This window comes from Streptomyces sp. NPDC026377 (assembly GCF_055567715.1).
The window spans coordinates 163,781-179,637 of sequence record NZ_JBVHPV010000012.1 but is presented as its reverse complement, the minus strand read 5'-3'; the positions used below and the strand labels follow the sequence as shown (position 1 = coordinate 179,637).

The window sequence follows — 15,857 nt, the reverse complement described above, 5'->3', positions numbered from 1 at the left end:
CCGTGTTTCCTCGACAGCCGACCCGACGGCCGACCCGACAGCTGAAGCGGGCCGCGGCGCACCTCGCGCTGCTCGCCGCCGTCGCCGTACCGGCCACCGCGTGCGGCTCCTCGGCGCAGCCGCCGCCCGAGGTGGACTGGGCGGGCGGCGTCTGCGCGCACCTGGCGGACAGCGGGGCCGGACTCGCGGTGCCCACGGTCGACCGGACGCAGCCGGAACGGGCGAAGAGCCGGCTGGTCACCTTCCTCACCGCGCTCTCCCAGCGGCTCGGGGCGCTGCGCACGGACCTCCAGAAGGACGGGGCCCCGCCCGTCGACGGTGGCGCGAGCGCGCTGGGCACGGCCCTCGCCCGGCTGGACCGGGCACGTACGTCGGTGGGGGACGCGGTCACCACGCTCTCCCGGGCCCAGGTCACCGACGAGAAGTCGCTGAAGTCGGCGCTGGACGCGGCGGGTTCGTCCCTGAAGGCGGTGAGCGCCTACAAGGGTCCCGCCGACGACCTCCGGACGGACCCGAAGCTGCGGAAGGCGTTCGACGACAACCCGGACTGCGCGGCGGCCGTCAAGGCGGCCGGGGGCGGGGAGGGGGTGCGCGATGGCTCATGAGACGACTGGCCGTGCCGAACGCCCCGGCTCCGGGCGTCGCGAGCCCGGGCGCCACCCGGGGTCCGAGCGCTCCGGGGCCGAGCATCCCCGGCCCGAGCCCTGCGGATCCGAGCGTCCAGGACCCGAACGTCCCCGGCCCGAGCCCTCCGGACCCGACTGCCCCGGACCCGACCCGCACCAGCCCCTGTCTGAGCTCTCGCCCGGGCAGCGGCTGGCCGTCGTCGTCGCGGCGGGCGCCGTCGCCCTCGGGCTGCTCGTCCACACCGGCGCGACCTTCCTGCACCTCGCCCCGCGCAACGCGGCCACCGACGCCATCGGCGGCACGGTCAACGCCTACATGGCCCCCGAGTTCTCCCAGAGCTGGCAGCTCTTCGCGCCCGACATCACCCGCACCATGACGGCGGTCGCCGCCCGCGTCGAACTGCGCGCGGCGGACGGCACCCTGCGGACCGGGCCCTGGCGGGACCTGACCGCGCAAGACCTGGCCGAGCTGCGCGGCAACCCCCTGCCCAGCCGCATCCGCCAGCAACTCGCCACCGCCTGGACGAAGATGCTGACCTCGCACGACCCCCAGCAGCGGCCCATCGGCGCGGCCGGGCTCGACAGTGAGCAGTACCTCAAGCGCCTCGCCCTGTCCCGGATGCCCGCCACTCCGCGGGGGGCGCGCGTGGAACGGATCCAGTTCCGCTCCACCGACACCACCGTCCCGCCCCCGCCCTGGAAGACGCGCGCCCCCCGCACCGCGCCGGTGGTGCGCCTCTACCCGTGGTGGCCGGTGGGCGCCGCCGACTTCGCCGAGGGGCGTACGTCATGAGCGTCATGAGACCTCACCCGGCTGCCGACGGGGCGGGGCCGTCGAGGCTCGACCGGATGCTGGGCCGGGCGTGCGACCCGCGCGTGTGGGCCCATCAGAGCGCGGCCGTACGCATCGGACTGGCCGGGATCTGGCTGCTGCTGCTCGTCCACGAGTTCTGGCGGCGCCGGAGCATCTGGGGGCCGGACGCACCGTGGAGCCGGCGTCTCGCGGAGCACGCGCTCGACCGCAGCCACGCCTTCAGCGTGCTGCGCTGGTCCGGGAGCGAGCTGTGGTTCGAGGTGTTCTACCTGCTCTCGGTGGCCGTCGCCGTGGCGCTCCTGCTCGGCTGGCGCACCCGGACGACCTCCCTGCTCTTCCTCATCAGCGTCCTCTCCCTCGACCACCGCAACGAGAACGTGCTCAACGCGGGCGACACCATCTTCCGCATCACCGCGGTCTACCTCGTCTTCACCCGGTGCGCCCAGGTGTGGTCGCTGGACGCGCGCCGGCGCGGGCGCGTCGCGGAGACGGGCGACCGTACGGGCACGGCGCTGTGGACGGGCTGTGGCCTGGTCCTCGTCTGGTCGACGCTCCTGGGGCTGCTCGGCGGCGGCTGGGCGCTGCTGCTGTGGGGCTGCTGGACGGGCCAGGCGGTGTGGCGCGGGATGCGCGGCCGTCCTGGCGTGCGCCGCACGCTGGAGCTGATCGGCCATCTGCTGCACAACGGCGCGGTGGCGATGATGATGATCCAGCTGTGCCTGCTGTACGCGTCGGCAGGCTGGTACAAGATCCAGGGCGCGCCCTGGCAGGACGGTACCGCCGTGTACTGGTCGGCCGGGCTGGACTGGCTGGAGCCGTACCCCGCGCTCTCGCACGCCCTCTCCTCACACGCCCTGACCGTCCTCGCCCTGACGTACGGAACGGTGCTCGTGCAGGTCGCCTTCCCCTTCAGCCTGCTCGACCGGCGGGTCAAGAACGTCCTGCTGGCGCTGCTGTTCGCCGAGCACATCGGCATCGGGCTGCTGCTCGGACTGCCGTACTTCTCGCTTTCGATGATCGCGGCCGACCTGGTTTTCCTGCCGACCGGGTTCCTGGTGGCCACGGGGGAGTGGGCGGGCGTGCTGCGGCGGCGCCTGAGGGGCGGCAGACGGCCGGCCCCCGACGCCTGGGGCGCGGAGGCCGGCCTGGCGGCCCGCTCGGAGGAAGGGGAGGGCGTCACCCCTTCTTGGCGAGCGTCATGCTGATGGTGTTGCCCGGGCCCGAGGTGAAGGCGCTCAGGATGTCGTTGAGCGCGCCGCAGCTCTTCAGCGGGGGCAGGGTGTAGGTGCCCTTGAGCTTGCCTCCGCTCAGCGGGTCGAACCTGCCGTCCGAGGTGAGGTTGATGTCGGCGGCGGTACCGCTCTTGCAGTCCGCGCCGCCGCCCAGCGGGATGCCGAAGACGGCTATCTGGGGGAGCTTCACGTACATGCTCGACCTGGTGGTGAGGTCACCGGCGGTGTTGAGCGTGCCGTTCGTCCGGCCCACCTGCTGGAACTCGATCTTCGCGGTCGCCGGGAGGAACCCGAGGATCGAGAACTTCCCGGAGGTCGGGTTCAGCGTCAGGTCCGCGTTGTACGTGCCCGAGCCGAGGTCGAAGTCGGCCTCGATCCCCCCGGCCAGCGCGGCGGTCCCGTTGGCGGCCTTGATGGTCGAACTGCCGGTGAGGCCGTAGCTCAGGTGGACGGGTGGGTTGGGGTTGGTGGGGTCTGTGGGGTTGGTCGGGTCAGTCGGGTCAGTCGGGTTGGTGGGGTTCGTTGGGTTGGTCGGGTCGGTTGGGTTGGTGGGATCCGTCGGGTTCGTTGGGTTGGTCGGGTCGGTCGGGTCGGTCGGGTTGGTGGGGTTCGTTGGGTTGGATGGGTCAGTTGGGTTGGTGGGGTTCGTGGGGTCGGTTGGGTTGGTCGGGTTCGTGGGGTTGGTCGGGTCGTTGTCGACGACCTTGAAGCGGTGCAGGGTCTTGTCCGTCGACGTCAGGGTGCACGCCGCGTCGAACGTGTCCTTCCCCGTGACCAGTTGAACCGGCTTGCCGTTGGCATCCCGCGCGATCATGTCGTGCAGTGCGATGTTGTTGACGTCGATGCTGCCGTCGCCGGTCCGGTCGAAGGTCAGCGAGGGCGCGTGGCCGGTGGCGAGGACCGAGAAGTCGGCGGGCGGGCTGGGGATGTTGCCCTTGGCCACGTCGTTCTCGACCTTGATCCCGGAGAGTGGCCCGGACGGGGTGTTCACCGTGACGTCGGCGGTGGCCTTGCCCTCCAGGGTCTTGGCGCCGACCAGTCCGAGGCCCTGCGCCGCCCGGGAGCTCACTAACGTGTTCGCGTCGATTTGGAAGGCCGGGGTCGCCTGGCCCTTCGGGATCTCGGACGGGATGTCGGCCGTGATGGTGATCTTGATCGGGTCGGCGCCGATCAGGGGGAGGACGCAGGAGTAGTCCTGCACCAGCTTGGCCGGTGCCGCCGTCGCCGTACCCGCCGCGGTGGCCGACACCGTAGTGGCGACCACGCCGATGGCCGCGGTGACGGCCAGCGTCGACAGCGTCCCCTTGGTCCGCTTCCTCTGCATTCCCATGAGCTGCCTTTCGCAGTGGTGAAACCATTGTTTCCGGACCGGAAACTACTGAGCGGTAAGGTGGGGGTCAAGGTTAAAATCGGTACCGGACGGACCGTAAATTGCGAATTGGCAGCACCTGATGAATCGATCGGCCTTTTTTCGTTGTCCGGTGCGTGTTCTCCCCTGGGTGCGGACGTGATTTCGGACGGATGTGAAAAGGGCGTGAAGCGCCGTTGACCGCACTTACCGGCCTCAGTACTTTCCTGGAGGTATGGGAGTCTCCAAAAGCAGAACCAGGCTGAAATGCGCGCTCGGCGCTCCGGCGGCCCTAGCGCTGGCGGGCGGCGCGCTCCTCTCGTACGGGGCGGGAGGGGCGGCAGCCGTGGAGGCCCGGCTCTCGCAGACGTACGAGTGCGCGTTCCCGCTGATCGGGGCGGATCCGCTCAAGGTGGCGATCACCGCCGAGCTGCCCGCCACGGTCCCGGTGAACACGCGGACGGGCGCGATACGGATCGACGCGCTGTCCACGGTGAGCGCGCGGGCGGCCCAGGGCCTCGGGCTCGTGGGCGCGAAGAGCGTGGAGGGCGTCGCCTCGGCGAGCGCCACGGTGAACCTGCCGGGTGGCGACCAGCTCGACGTCGGCGTGGACACCACCGTGGCGAAGGCCGAAGTGCCCAGCCCGCCCAGGGACTTCGAGGTCAGGGCATCCGGCGCGGCTCCCTCGCTCTCCTTCCGCAGGCCCGGCGCGGCCACCCTCGACGTCAACGCGCTCACGCTGAAGCTGACGGCCCGGGACGCGGCGGGCAGGATCGTGAGGCTGCCCCCGTACGGGGACGTGTTCGAGGCGCCCTGCACCCTCAAACCGGCCGACCAGAACAGGACGCTGCACCGGTTCACCATCACCGGCGCCGACCCCACGGGCCCGAAGCCCACCGGCCCAGGCTCGCCCACCCCCGCCAGCCCCTCTCCGACCGGCTCCGCGACGACCGGTCCGACCCCGACGGGTCCGACCCCGACCGGTCCGAGCCCCACGGGTCCCGGCGGCACCGCAGGCCCCACCGCGACGAGCGGCGGCCCGCGTGGCGGCACCTCCGTCCCGCCACCGGGGACGACCGAAGGCGCGAGCGGTGTGACCGGCACCTCCGGCGGCACCGGCCTGGTCACCCACGTCAACGGCCCCCGCAGCGGCGGCGGCAGCCTCGCGGGCACCGGTGCCGCCACCGCGGGCCGGCTGCTCGCCGGTGCCGGAGTGCTCGGCGCGGCGGGCATCGTGGCCTTCCACTACGCGCCGCGCCGCATCCGGGGCGAGAGCGACGACACCGAGGCGTGAGCCGTCCGCGCATGGCTCCTTCCCGTACAACCCCCTTCGTACGGCCCCCTCCGTACGGTCGCCACCGCCACCGCCACCGTCTTCGGCGGGGCGGGCGACAAGCGCCGGACCCGTGACCCCGCCCCGACCCGTCACCCCGCCCCGCCCTGGCCCCCCTTCACCCTTCCCGGGCCGCCGCGCGCCGCCGCAGCACCAGCCACACCGCCCCTCCGGCCAGCACGAGCCCGGCGAGGGCGACGACCGTCCAGTTCACCGTGGCGTAGCCGACCTCGGCGCTCTCGACCAGGTCACCGGCGGTGTCGGAGGCGGTCACCTCGACGTTCCCCCAGTCCACGAGCGGCGGCCCGACCCACTTCTGGGTCACCTCGACGCGCTGGCCCGGCAGCAGTTCGGCGGGCAGCCGCCGGCCCGGCGGCTCGAAAGCGGTGTGCCCGAACACCCCCTTCGCGCGCAGGGTGACCTGCGGCGAGAGCATCACGTTGCCGCTGTTGACCAGCGCGTACGAGATGGTCGCGGCGCGACCGGTCCCCGGCACCAGCGGGGCGCTGTAGCGGAAGCGCACGTCGTCGATCCGCAGCCCCTGTACCCGGGCGCCGTTCACCTTCAGATAGACGCGGGCTCCGACGGCCTGCTGGACCGCGACGCCGTTCCCGTCGGAGCTGCCCAGCCGGGTGTCCAGGGCCACGATCGCGCCCGGGTGGTCACCGGGCTCGGCCCCCGCGGGCACGGTGAGCGTGAACGGGACGGTGACCTGGCCGCCGCCGGGAACGGTCACCTCGCTGCGGTCCAGACGCGTCCAGGCCCCGACGCCGGTCATCCGCTCGGCCTTGTTCCGTACCGCGAAACCGCCGTCGCGCGGGGTGTTGTAGCCGTCCGTCCCGTACAGCTGGAAGGTTGCCGTCCGGGCGTCGAGGTTCTTGATCGTCACCTGGTCGCGGACGGTGGCCCCCCGGTCGGCGGCCATCCGGAAGTACGCCCGCGCCGGTGTTTTGGGGCCGCTCCGATGCACCGGGAAGACCGACCAGCGTCCGTTGTCGGCGGCGTGGGCGGACGGCAGCGGCAGAGCGGCGAACGCCGCGAGCAGCCCGAGGACGACGAGAAGCGGCGCCGGGCGCCGCGGAGTGCTGCGGTGGCTCATACGGTTCCCCCTCATGGGGCCGGAAGCGGGGACGGAGGTCGGGAGCGAGGAGGGGACGGAAGCGGGCCGGTCGCTGGGTGCGACCGGCCCGGGGGAGGCGCGACTCACGTCAGGGTGAGGGTGAGCACGGCCTTGTAGTCGCCCGCGGCGGTCGTCGCGGGGATGGCGAGGGAGAGCGCGCTGTCCACGGTGAACCGGCCGCCGGTGGCGGGGGCGTCGGGCGCTCCGGCCAGGGTGGCGCCCACCGTTCCGACGGGGCCCTCGGTCCCGGCCACGCAGTTGCTCTTGGAGCCCGGCGCGGAGACGCACGAGGGCTTCCAGCGGAGCTTGTCCGCGGCGATCGAACCGGCCGTACCGGTGAAGTCGGTGACCTTGCCGGTCAGCGACCAGCCGGTGGCGCCGTTGCGGTCGTCCTTGACCGTGACGGTCTGCATATTGCCGCTGGAGACGCCGCCCACGCCCTGGTCCACGGCGGACAGGGCCACATTGTCACCGGGCTGGCTCATGGAGAGCGTCCCGGCCGCGGCCTTCACCTGGGTGCTCAGGTTCTGCTGGGCAGTGGAACCGGAGGGGGCGGTCGGGTCGGTGGGGTTGGTCGGGTTGGTCGGGTTGGTCGGGTTGGTTGGGTCGGTCGGGTTGGTGGGGTTCGTAGGGTTCGTGGGATTGGTGGGGTCGGTCGGGTTGGTTGGGTTCGTAGGGTTGGTGGGGTCGGTCGGATTGGTCGGGTTGGTGGGGTTCTTCGCCACGACCTTGAAGCTCGCGAGGATCTTCTCCGACGACTTCAGCGTGCACGGCGCGTCGAACGTGTCCTTGCCCGTGACCAGCTGGATCGGCTTCCCGTTGGCGTCGCGCACGATCATGTCGTGCAGGCCGATCCCGTTCACCTCGATCCGCGCGTCACCGGGGGTGTTGAAGGTCAGCGAGGGCGCGTTGCCTTTGGCGTTGACCGTGAAGTCGGCCGGCGGGCTCGGGATGTTGGTCTTCTCGACCGTGTTCTCCACACCGATTCCCGAGAGCGGGCCGTCCGGCGTGTATACCGTGACGCTCGCCCTCGCCATGCCTTCGAGCGTCTTGCCACCGACCAGGCCGAGCCCCTGCGCCGCCCGTGAGCTCACCTTCGTGGCCGCGTTCACCGCGAATGCGGGAGACGGCGTACCGGCCTCGATCTCGGTCGGTATCTCGGCCGTGATGGTGGCCTCGATCGGGTCGTTGCCGATCAGCGGGAATACGCACTCGTACTGCTGGACGAGTTTCGCCGGTGCGGCTTGCGCGGCCCCGGCTCCCGCGAAGCCGAGAAACCCCGCGACGACACCGCCGACGGCGGTGACGGCCAGGGCGGTTCGCGCCCCGGACTTCCTTTGCCGAGCTCCCATGAGGTACCTCTTGTGTGTTGTACGGACAGGGAAGTTCCGCGTTTCGGATGCGTAAACTACTTGCGAGTAGGGAGACGGTCAAGGCGCCGGATATGCAAGGGTGTCCAAGGGGCCGGTCATTCCTGTTTCTTGTCACCGCGGTGAGTAAGGCCATGCCTTTTCTTGTCTCCGCCGCACACATGCTCACCTGCGTGACAAATTCTGGAATTCGGCCGGAATGGAAACGGGAGGAAAAGGGAGGGGAAAAAGAGGATTCCGGAACCCCGGAGGGGCATGAGGGCCCGCCCGTATGCGGCAGCGGGCCCCGCGAGGGGTGTCCGGCGGGGACCCGCGGCCACTCCCGCGACGATTGCAATGTGATGACACGTCAGATATGACGGAACGTCAGGGAAGGTGGAGCCCATGGGGAAGCCGGGACGGCCGAGGAAGGCGCGGCAGGGTGTGAGGCGCCCTGGCAGCCGCTCCCCGTGGTCGGTATGGTCGGCCCCGGCCGAACGGCAGGCGACCGCGTCGGCCCGCAAGAGACCACGCCTGCCCTCATCGCCCCAGGGTGCCGTCGAGCGCCCCCGCCCCACCGTGCGTCCCCGCCCCACCGTGCGACCCCGCACCACCGCAACTCCCGGCAGCGGTACGACATCCGGCACCAGCGCACGTCCCCGTATCAGCGCACCTCCCGGCAGCGGCACGAGCTTCACCGGCGGCCCGGGACCGTCGGACGGCCCCACCCCCGGGCTGTCCGGCGGTCCCGCCGCTCCCGTGCTCGCCGCTGCCGTCACCCCCCTCGCGGCACCATCGGTCTGATTCGGAGTGTTCATGACGCCCGTAGCGCCGAACCCTGGACTTGTCATCGCAGTGAGCCCGTTAGGTCTGCCCGACCCGCGTCCGGTCGCCGCGGTCCGCCGGGCCGGCGGCTTCGGAGTGCTGGACCTCGGGTCGGGCGACCGCCGGGCCAGAGAAGCCCTCGCCCGCGCCCACCGCTGGACGTCCGGCGTCTTCGGCGTCCGGGTCGGGCCTTCCTGCGCGCTGACGCCCGAGGAGGTGGCCGAGGAGTGCGGCGGCGCCCTGCCGCCCGTGGTGCTGCTCGCCTCAGACGCCCGCTGGAAAACCGGCCGGCTGAGTGGCCGGACCCGGGTGATGGCCGAGGCGGGCGACCGTGACGAGGCGCGCTGGGCCGTGGCCGATGGCGCGTACGGACTCGTGGCGCGCGGCAGTGAGTGCGGGGGCCGAGGCGGCGAACTGAGCACCTTCGTCCTGCTCCAGGCGCTGCTCGCCGACCCGGCGTACGACCTGCCCGTGTGGGCCTGCGGGGGCATCGGTCCGCGTACGGCGGCGGGTGCCGTGGCCGGGGGCGCCGCCGGGGTCGTCCTCGACACCCAGCTGGCGCTGCTCGCCGAGTCGGGGATCGCCGACGAGGCGGCCGCCGCGCTGCGTGCGATGGACGGGTCCGGGACGACCGTGGTCGACGGGGTGCGGGCGCTGCGCAACGCCCGCACCGGCCTTGAGCTGCCCGTCGGGCAGGACGGGTTCCTCGCCGTCGCGTTCGCCGACCGGTGGGGCACCGTGGCCGGTGCCGTACGCGGGGTGCGCGAGGCGATCCTCGGCGCGGTCACCGACCCCGCCGCACCCCGGACCCTGGCGGCCGGATCTCCCATGGCGCGGGCGCTCGGCACCCGGCTGCCGGTCGTGCAGGGCCCCATGACCCGGGTCAGCGACCGGGCGGGCTTCGCGGCGGCCGTGGCGCGCGAGGGGGCGCTGCCGATGCTGGCGCTCGCCCTGTCCGACGGTGAGCAGAGCCGCACCCTGCTCGAACGCACCCGTGACGAACTGGGCGGACAGCCCTGGGGCGTGGGCATCCTCGGCTTCACCGACACCCGTCTGCGGGCCGAGCAACTGGCCGCCGTGCGGGCCGTCCGGCCCACCCACGCGATCATCGCCGGGGGCCGCCCCTCCCAGGCGAAGGACCTGGAGGCGGCCGGTATCCGGACGTTCCTGCATGTGCCGTCGGCGACGCTGCTCAGCCAATTCATTGACATGGGCATGCGTAGGTTTGTCTTCGAAGGTGCCGAATGCGGCGGACATGTCGGGCCGCGCAACAGCTTTCCGCTCTGGGAGGCGCAGTTGGCGGTGGTCGAGGAGTACGTGGGGCGCGCGCCCGGCGCCGCGGGCGACTTCCAGGTGCTGCTCGCGGGCGGCATCCACGACGAGCGCTCCGCGGCCATGGCCGCCGCGCTCACCGCTCCGCTCGCGGCGCGCGGGGTCGCGGTCGGCATCCTGATGGGGACCGCCTATCTCTTCACGGCCGAGGCCGTCGCGTGCGGTGCGATCCAGCCGGTCTTCCAGCGCCAGGTGATCGCCGCCGGGACCACCGCGCTGCTGGAGAGCGCCCCGGGCCACGCCACCCGCTGTGTCGCGAGCCCGTACACCGCCGACTACGCGGCGACCCGCGCCCGCCTGCGCGCCGAAGGCACCCCCGACCGGCGCGCCTGGGAGGAGCTGGAGCGGCTGAACATCGGGCGGCTGCGGATCGCCAGCAAGGGCGTGGAGCGCGCCGGCGCCGAGCTCAGGCCCGTTTCCGAGCAACGCCAGCTCGACGCCGGGATGTTCATGGCCGGGGAGGTGGCCGTGCTGCGCTCGGCGGCCACGACCGTGGGCGCGCTGCACGACGCCGTGAGCCGGGGCGCCACCGCCTTCGCCGAGCGGCGCGCGGCCGGGCTGCGCGAGACCCTGGGGGCCGCCGGGGAGAGGGCCGAGGAGCCCGCCGCGCGACCGCTGGACATCGCCGTCGTGGGCATGGCCTGCATGTTCCCGCAGGCCCCCGACCTCGCGACGTACTGGGCCAACGTCGTCGGCGGGGTCGACGCGGTCACCGAGGTCCCCGCCGACCGCTGGGACCAGGAGATCTACCACGACCCCACCGGTGAGCGCCCGGGCACCACCGTGTCGCGGTGGGGAGGCTTCCTGCCCCCGATCCCCTTCGACCCGTTCGCCTACGGCATCCCGCCCGCCTCGCTCGGCAGCATCGAGCCCGTACAGCTCCTCGCCCTCGAAGCCGCGCGGCGGGCCCTCGACGACGCGGGCTACGGCGACCGGCCCTTCGACCGCTCCCGTACGTCCGTGGTCTTCGGCGCGGAGTCCGGCAGCGACCTGTCCGGCGCCACCACCCTGCGCACGGTCCTGCCCGGCTATCTCGGCGAGATACCGGCGGCCGTGGAGGAGCAGTTGCCGAAGCTCACCGAGGACTCCTTCCCCGGCATGCTCGCCAACGTCATCGCGGGCCGGATAGCCAACCGCCTCGACCTGGGCGGCGCCAACTACACCGTCGACGCGGCCTGTGCCTCCTCGCTCGCCGCGCTGGACGTGGCCTGCAAGGAACTCGCCTCCGGCACCAGCGAGATGGTGCTCTGCGGCGGCGCCGACCTGCACAACGGCATCAACGACTATCTGCTCTTCTCCTCCGTCCGCGCCCTCTCCCCGAGCGGTCGCTCCCGTACGTTCGACGCCCGTGCGGACGGCACGGTCCTGGGCGAGGGCGTGGCCTGTGTCGCGCTGAAACGCCTCGCCGACGCGGAGCGGGACGGCGACCGCGTCTACGCCGTGGTCAAAGGCGTCGGCAGCGCGAGCGACGGCCGCTCCCTCGGACTCACCGCGCCCCGGCCCGAGGGCCAGCGGGCCGCGCTGGAACGGGCCTACCGGGCGGCCGGGATCTCGCCCGCCCGGGTCGGCCTGGTCGAAGCGCACGGCACCGGGACCGTGGTCGGCGACCGCACCGAACTCGCCACGCTGACCGAGGTGTTCACCGAGGCGGGCGCGGCGCCCGGCGGCTGCGCCCTCGGCTCCGTCAAGTCCCAGCTGGGGCACACCAAATGCGCGGCGGGCCTGGCGGGGCTGATCAAGGCGGCGATGGCCCTGCACACCGGGATCACCCCGCCGACCCTCCACCTCCAGGAGCCGAACGCCGCCTGGTCGCCCGCGACCAGCCCCTTCGCCTTCCACGCCGAGGCCCGGCCCTGGGCGGCGCCGGCGGCCGAACGGGTGGCCGGGGTGAGCGCGTTCGGCTTCGGCGGCACCAACTTCCACGCGGTGCTCACGGCCCACACCGAGGCCGCGCCCCCGGAGGCGGGGTACGAGACGTGGCCGGCCGAACTGTTCCTGTTCCGCGGCGCGGACGCGGCGGCGGCCGGGCGGGAGGCGGAGTGGCTGCTGGGCGAACTGGGCGAACCGGACGCGCCGGGCCCCGGCCCGCGACTGCGGGACCTGGCCCTGGCGGCGGCCCGACGCACCGGGAGCCGCCCGGGAGCGGTGCGGATCGCGGTGGTGGCGGAGAGCGTGGAGGACCTGCGCGGGCTGCTGCGCGAGGCGGCGGCGGGGGAGCGGGGGCGGGGGGTGTATCTGGCGGACGAGGGAGGTGGTGTCGGGGCCGGGGCCGGCGGCCCGGGGGCCGGTGATGCCTGGACCGGCGGCCGTGCGGTCGACAGCCCTGCGGTGGCCGACGGCCCAGCGGTGGCCGACAGGCTCGCGGTGACGGGCAGGCCCGCCGCGACGGGTAGGCCCGCAACCACCGACCCCGCCGCCACCGACAGCGCGGCGCCCGCCACCACCAACTCCGCCAAATCCGACAGCGCGGCGCCCGCCACCACCAACCCCGCCGCCACCGACAGCGCGGCGCCCGCCACCCCCACAGCCCATGATCACCCCACCCCCACCGCCGTCCCCAAAGTCGCCTTCCTCTTCCCCGGGCAGGGCAGCCAGCGCCCCGGCATGCTCGCCGAGCTTCTGGTCGCCTTTCCCGAGGCCGCGTATCCGGTGCGGCAGGGCGGGGCGTACGCCTCGGCGCTCTATCCGCCGCTGGCCTTCGGCCCCGGCGCCGCCGAGCGGCAGCAGGATGCGTTGAAGGACACACGGCAGGCCCAGCCCGCCCTCGGTATCGTCGGTCTGACCGCCAGTCGCGTGCTGGAGGCGGTCGGCGTCCGCCCCGACATGGCCGCCGGGCACTCCTACGGCGAGCTGGTGGCCCTCGCCGCCGCCGGGGCACTCACCCCGGACGCGCTGCTCGATCTCAGCGCCCGCCGCGCCGAGTCCATCCTCGACTCGCTCGGGGACGACCCGGGCACCATGGCCGCGGTCACGGCCGCCCCCGCCGACGTGGAGCGCGTCCTCGCGGACGCCGGGCTCGGCGGCCGGGTCGTGGCCGCCAACCGCAACGGCCCCCGCCAGACCATCGTCTCCGGCCCCACCGCCCTGGTGGACGAGGCGATGGACCACCTCCGGGGTGCCGGACACGACGTCCGGCGCATCCCGGTCGCCTGCGCCTTCCACAGCCCGCTGGTCGCGGGCGCGGGCGAGCGGTTCGCCACGGCCCTGGCCCACCACACCGTCAGATCGCCGGAGTTCCCGGTCTGGGCCAACCGGACGGCCGCCGCCTATCCGGCCGCGCCCGACGGCGTACGCGCCGAACTGGCCGCGCAGATCGGCTCCCCGGTGTGCTTCGCCGAGCAGGTCGAGGCGATGTACGCGGCGGGCGCGCGCATCTTCGTCGAGGCGGGCCCCGGCACCGTGCTCACCGGCCTCGTCGGCCGGATCCTGGGCGACCGGCCGCATCTGGCGGTCGCCTGCGAGCCCCGGCCCGGCGCGGGGCTGCGGGGACTGCTGGAGTCGCTGGCGCGGCTCGCGGTCGCCGGTGTGCCCGTACGCGCCGGGCGGCTCCTCCACGGCCGGGGCGCGGTGACGGAGCGGCCCGAACCGCCCGGCTGGACCGTGGACGGCCAGCTCGTGCGCACCCGGTCCGGCGATCTGCTGCCCGGAGCCCTGCAACCGGCCCGACGGGTCAGTCTGGAGACGAGCACGGTGACGCGAGACGGCGACGCACAGCACGAGCTCATCGCGGACTTCCTGCGCACCACGCGAGAGTTGGTCGCGGCCCAACGGGACGTGCTGCTCACGCACTTGGGGGCGACGGGGGCCGCCGTCCCGCCGCCGCCCGTACCTCCTCGTACGGATGCCGTAGCACAGGCCGCGCGCCCGGCCGAGTTCTTGGCCGTGGCCGAGGCAGAGGAGAGCGCGCCCGCCGACGTGCCGCGCCCGGCCGTCGTGGACATCGAGCAGGCCGTCCTCACCGTCATCAGTGAGCGCACCGGCTACCCGGTCGACATGATCGAACCGGACCTGGACCTCGAAGCGGACCTGAGCATCGACTCCATCAAGCGCACCGAGATCGTCGGCGAGCTGGCCCGCCACCTCGCCGGGACCCGCACCTTCGACGACGCGGAGATGGAGGAGCTGTCGCGGGCCCGGACGGTCGCCGCGATCACGGCCTGGATCACCGGGCACGAGACGGGCCCCGGGCCGCAGCCGGTCGCCGGCGCCCCCGCCCCGACGCCCGTACCCACCGCCATCGCCTCGGCCGAACCCACCGCCATCGCCTCGGCCGAACCCGCTCCCGGATCCGGAGCCAGGCCCGAATCCGGATGCCGATCCGACCCCGGGCCCCGACTCGACCCCGACTCCGGCCCCGACCCCGCCCAGGGCGTGGCCCCGCGCCGCTTCCTCCTGGAGGAGACCCCTCTCCCCCTGCCGTCCGCCCCGCCGGACGCCTCCCTCCACGGCAGGCGCTACGCGCTGCTCGGGGGCGGGGCGACCGCAGAAGAGCTGACGGCGCGGCTGATGCGGCTGGGCGCCGAGGTCGTCGCGTACGAAACGGACCGGCGGCTCGACGCGGCCGACGGCCCGCTCGACGGGGTCTTCCATCTGGGCGCCGTCGTCCCCGCGGCCCCCGCCGACGGCCCCCCGCCGCTGCTCCCCGGCGCCTTCGAGGTCGTCCGCGCCGCCCTGCGCCTCCGGCCGCGCGCGCTGATCTGCGGCAGGACCGCACCCGGCGCCGGGGAGGAGGCGGGGGCCGGGCTGCCCGGCCTGTTCCGGACCGTCGGGCGCGAGTACGAGGACGTGGTCGCCCGCGTCGTCGACCTCGACCCGGCGGAGACGGCCGCGCGCCGCGCCGAATTCCTGCTGGCCGAGCTGTACGCCGAGGACCGCGCCCCCGTCGTCACGCGCACCGCCACCGGACGGTACGGCCCCACGCTCGTGGAGCGCCCCCTCGGCGCTCTGGCGCGGAGGGGGGCGGGCCCAGCCGGGGACGGGGCGGCCGAAGCGGCGGCCCTCGGGCTGGACCGCGACAGCGTCGTGCTGCTCGCCGGTGGCGCACGCGGCATCACCGCGGACTGTGCGCTGACGCTCGCGGCGGCCTCCCGCTGCCGGATCGAGCTCCTCGGCAGGACCCCGCTCCCCAGCGGGCCCGAGGACCCGGAGCTCGCGGGCGCCGCGGACGCGCCCGCGCTGCGGGCGCTGCTCGCCGCCCGTGGCGACCTGGCACCCGCCGCGATCGAACGCGAGGTCGGGGCCGTGCTGGCGGCCCGCGAGGTCGCACACACCCTGGACCGGCTGGAGCGGCTCGGCAGCCCCGCCGCGTACCGCGTCACCGACATGCGCGACGGCGCGGCCGTGGCCCAGGCGGTCAAGGAGATCCAGGCCGAGCACGGGCGCATCGACCTGGTGGTGTACGCGGCGGGCGTCATAGAGGACCGGCTCATCGAGGAGAAGGACCCCGAGTCGTTCCGCCGGGTGTACGCCACGAAGGTGGACGGCGCCCGCGCGCTGCTCGACGCCGTCTCCCAGCTCGCCCACGGCCCCCGTACGGCGGTGCTGTTCGGCAGCGTCTCCGCCGTACTCGGCAACCGTGGGCAGGGCGACTACGCCGCCGCCAACGACGCGCTCGCGGGCCTCGGCGAGCGGTGGGCGCGGCGCACCGGGCGGCGGGCGCTGACCGTGCACTGGGGGCCGTGGGCGCCCTCGGCGGAGCACGGCGGCATGGTCACTCCGCACCTCGCCCGGGAGTACGCCCGGCGCGGGGTGGCCCTCATAGAGCGCGAGGAGGGGGCGCTCGCCCTGCTGCGGGAGCTGGCCTGGGGCGACGAGTCGGTCACCTCCGTCGTCTACACGGCGTCGGGCTGGTGAGATGAGCGACCAGCGGTCAGGGGCA

At 73.9% G+C, this 15,857-nt stretch carries 8 protein-coding genes; 5 read left to right on the top strand and 3 right to left on the bottom strand.

Features of this window, described 5'->3' with window-relative positions; translation table 11 throughout:
• Positions 1-2 precede the first annotated feature (2 nt).
• Genes ACZ4MU_RS24330 through ACZ4MU_RS24320 form a run of 3 tightly spaced genes read left to right on the top strand, consistent with a single transcriptional unit; the run spans position 3 to position 2,645 of the window.
• Entirely contained in the window at positions 3-605 is a 603-nt protein-coding gene (locus ACZ4MU_RS24330; protein WP_467880227.1) for a hypothetical protein, read from the top strand.
• Positions 595-1,419 (top strand): DUF5819 family protein, encoded by an 825-nt coding sequence (locus ACZ4MU_RS24325; RefSeq protein ID WP_467880225.1) that lies wholly within the window; start codon positions 595-597, stop codon positions 1,417-1,419. The genes ACZ4MU_RS24330 and ACZ4MU_RS24325 overlap by 11 nt, the downstream gene beginning before the upstream one ends.
• Positions 1,416-2,645: an HTTM domain-containing protein gene (locus ACZ4MU_RS24320; protein ID WP_467880222.1), complete on the top strand. Its 1,230-nt coding sequence runs from the start codon at positions 1,416-1,418 to the stop codon at positions 2,643-2,645. The genes ACZ4MU_RS24325 and ACZ4MU_RS24320 overlap by 4 nt, the downstream gene beginning before the upstream one ends.
• Here ACZ4MU_RS24320 and ACZ4MU_RS24315 read toward each other — a convergent pair.
• Positions 2,617-4,002 (bottom strand): DUF6801 domain-containing protein, encoded by a 1,386-nt coding sequence (locus ACZ4MU_RS24315; protein WP_467880219.1) that lies wholly within the window; start codon positions 4,000-4,002, stop codon positions 2,617-2,619. The genes ACZ4MU_RS24320 and ACZ4MU_RS24315 overlap by 29 nt on opposite strands.
• 253 nt (positions 4,003-4,255) lie before the next feature.
• On the opposite strand from ACZ4MU_RS24315, the gene ACZ4MU_RS24310 reads away from it, so the two are divergent.
• A complete protein-coding gene (locus tag ACZ4MU_RS24310) occupies positions 4,256-5,314 on the top strand; it encodes a DUF6801 domain-containing protein (RefSeq protein ID WP_467880216.1) in 1,059 nt (352 codons plus the stop codon).
• Between the two features lie 157 nt (positions 5,315-5,471).
• Here the strand turns inward: ACZ4MU_RS24310 and ACZ4MU_RS24305 are convergent, their stop codons facing one another.
• Entirely contained in the window at positions 5,472-6,452 is a 981-nt protein-coding gene (locus tag ACZ4MU_RS24305) for a COG1470 family protein (RefSeq protein WP_467880214.1), read from the bottom strand.
• A gap of 104 nt (positions 6,453-6,556) precedes the next feature.
• A complete protein-coding gene (locus ACZ4MU_RS24300) occupies positions 6,557-7,825 on the bottom strand; it encodes a DUF6801 domain-containing protein (RefSeq protein ID WP_467880211.1) in 1,269 nt (422 codons plus the stop codon).
• A gap of 813 nt (positions 7,826-8,638) precedes the next feature.
• Here ACZ4MU_RS24300 and ACZ4MU_RS24295 point away from each other — a divergent pair.
• Entirely contained in the window at positions 8,639-15,832 is a 7,194-nt protein-coding gene (locus ACZ4MU_RS24295; protein ID WP_467880209.1) for an SDR family NAD(P)-dependent oxidoreductase, read from the top strand.
• Positions 15,833-15,857 lie beyond the last annotated feature (25 nt).

Bases quoted from the DNA above. Each gene is read 5' to 3' on its own strand.
- ACZ4MU_RS24325 (WP_467880225.1), top strand. From the start codon at position 595: ATGGCTCATGAGACGACTGGCCGTGCCGAACGCCCCGGCTCCGGGCGT.
- ACZ4MU_RS24320 (WP_467880222.1), top strand. From the start codon at position 1,416: ATGAGCGTCATGAGACCTCACCCGGCTGCCGACGGGGCGGGGCCGTCG.
- ACZ4MU_RS24315 (WP_467880219.1), bottom strand. From the start codon at position 4,002: ATGGGAATGCAGAGGAAGCGGACCAAGGGGACGCTGTCGACGCTGGCC.
- ACZ4MU_RS24310 (WP_467880216.1), top strand. From the start codon at position 4,256: ATGGGAGTCTCCAAAAGCAGAACCAGGCTGAAATGCGCGCTCGGCGCT.
- ACZ4MU_RS24305 (WP_467880214.1), bottom strand. From the start codon at position 6,452: ATGAGCCACCGCAGCACTCCGCGGCGCCCGGCGCCGCTTCTCGTCGTC.
- ACZ4MU_RS24300 (WP_467880211.1), bottom strand. From the start codon at position 7,825: ATGGGAGCTCGGCAAAGGAAGTCCGGGGCGCGAACCGCCCTGGCCGTC.
- ACZ4MU_RS24295 (WP_467880209.1), top strand. From the start codon at position 8,639: ATGACGCCCGTAGCGCCGAACCCTGGACTTGTCATCGCAGTGAGCCCG.